We start from the raw sequence: 1,721 nt of genomic DNA on the forward strand, positions 1-1,721 counted from the left end.
TCGGTGCAGGCCTCGAGCTCGACGAGCAAGAAGGGCCTGGGCGACAAGCTGGGCTACTTCGCGTTCCCGGCCGTCGAGGGCGGCAAGGGTTCGGTCGCGGAGGCGTTCGGTGGCGGCAACGGGTTCGCGGTGGGCAAGAACGCCCCGGCGTCGACGGTCGACTTCCTGAAGACGCTGCTGGACGTCGCGAGCCAGCGCAAGTCGGCGGCGACGGGTGCGGTGCTGCCGACGGTCAAGGACGCCGCGGACGCGATCAAGGACCCGAACAGCAAGGTCGTCGCGGCCAGCCTCGCGTCGGCGACCGGGTTCCAGCTGTATCTGGACCAGGCGTACCCGCCGGCGGTGGGTCAGCAGGTCAACGACAGTGTCGCCGAGCTGGTGGCCGGTTCCAAGACGCCGGAGCAGATCGTCAAGGACATCACCAAGGTCGCGAAGAGCCAGTGACAAGCCGGCCGCGGGATGGTTGGCTGCCTCGTACGCAACGACGGGAGCAGGCACGATGAAGCTTTCCACGGTGCCCGGACAGCGTCCGGGCGACCAGGAGGCACCTTCCGCGGCGCAGGTTCCGGCGGCAGCAGCTGATCACGATCGCGCTGTTCCTCACCCCGGCGCTGGTGCTGTTCCTGCTGCTGGTCATCACCCCGATCGTGGTCGCGGGCTACGTCAGCATGTACAAGTGGAACGGCTTCAACCTGCCGGAGAACTTCGTCGGGCTGGACAACTTCACCCGCGCCTTCCAGGACCCGACCTTTCTCGGCGACCTGTGGCACACGCTGGTCCTGATCACCCTGTCGCTGGTGATCCAGCTGCCGGTGTCGCTGGCCCTGGCGATGCTGCTCAACCAGAAGCTCAAGGGCCGCAGCATCTATCGCGTCATCTTCTTCGCCCCGTACGTGCTGTCCGAGGTCACCACCGCGGTGCTGTTCACCCTGGTGCTGTCGCCCAACCGGGGGCTCGGCCAGCAGATCGCCGGCTGGCTCGGCATCGACGCGCTGGACGGCGCGGTCTTCGCCGACCCGGACACCGTGCTGTACGCGCTGTTCTTCGTCATCTCGTGGAAGTACTTCGGCTTCCACATGATCCTGTACTTGGCCGGCCGGCAGGGCATCCCGGCTGAGCTGACCGAGGCCGCCACCACCGACGGCGCCGGCCCCTGGCAGGTGTTCCGCCACGTGACGCTGCCGCTGCTCGGGCCGACCATCCGGATCAGCGTGTTCCTGTCCGTGATCGGCAGCATCCAGCTGTTCGACATGGTCTGGGTGCTCACCGGCGGCGGTCCCATCCACGCCTCGGAGACCATGGCCGTCACCATGTTCGACCGCGGCTTCCGCCGCTTCGAGGTCGGCTACGCCAGCGCCATCTCGATCGTGATGTTCCTGATCAGCCTCGTGTTCGCGCTGTTCTACCAGCGATACGTGCTGCGCCGCGACACCGAGGGCGCGCTGACCACCCTGGGAGACCAGCGATGACCCGACCCGTCTCGGCCCCGGTCCGCGCCCGGCGCACGCTGCTGCACCTGATCTCGATAGTCATCGGCTCGCTGATCGTGGTGCCGGTCGGGTTCGGCGTGCTCGGCGGCTTCAAGGACAACGGCCAACTGTCCACCAACCCCCTGGGCTGGCCCGACCCCTGGCACCCCGAGAACTACACCGGCATCCTCGCCGACAGCGTCTTCTGGCGACAACTCGCCAACAGCACCATCATCGCCCTGGCCACCGTCG

The 1,721-nt window shown here is 67.5% G+C and carries 1 protein-coding gene and 2 pseudogenes; all 3 read left to right on the top strand.

Annotated features, from left to right (window positions below; genetic code table 11):
* Positions 1-444, top strand: a pseudogene (locus F9C41_RS40990) (ABC transporter substrate-binding protein); the annotation flags it as partial.
* A gap of 170 nt (positions 445-614) precedes the next feature.
* A complete protein-coding gene (locus F9C41_RS40495; RefSeq protein ID WP_230690391.1) occupies positions 615-1,469 on the top strand; it encodes a carbohydrate ABC transporter permease in 855 nt (284 codons plus the stop codon).
* Positions 1,466-1,721, top strand: a pseudogene (locus F9C41_RS40500) (carbohydrate ABC transporter permease); the annotation flags it as partial. The gene F9C41_RS40495 and the pseudogene F9C41_RS40500, both read left to right, overlap by 4 nt.

The sequence above is a fragment of the Catellatospora paridis genome (assembly GCF_009720365.1).
Lineage (GTDB): Bacteria > Actinomycetota > Actinomycetes > Mycobacteriales > Micromonosporaceae > Catellatospora > Catellatospora paridis.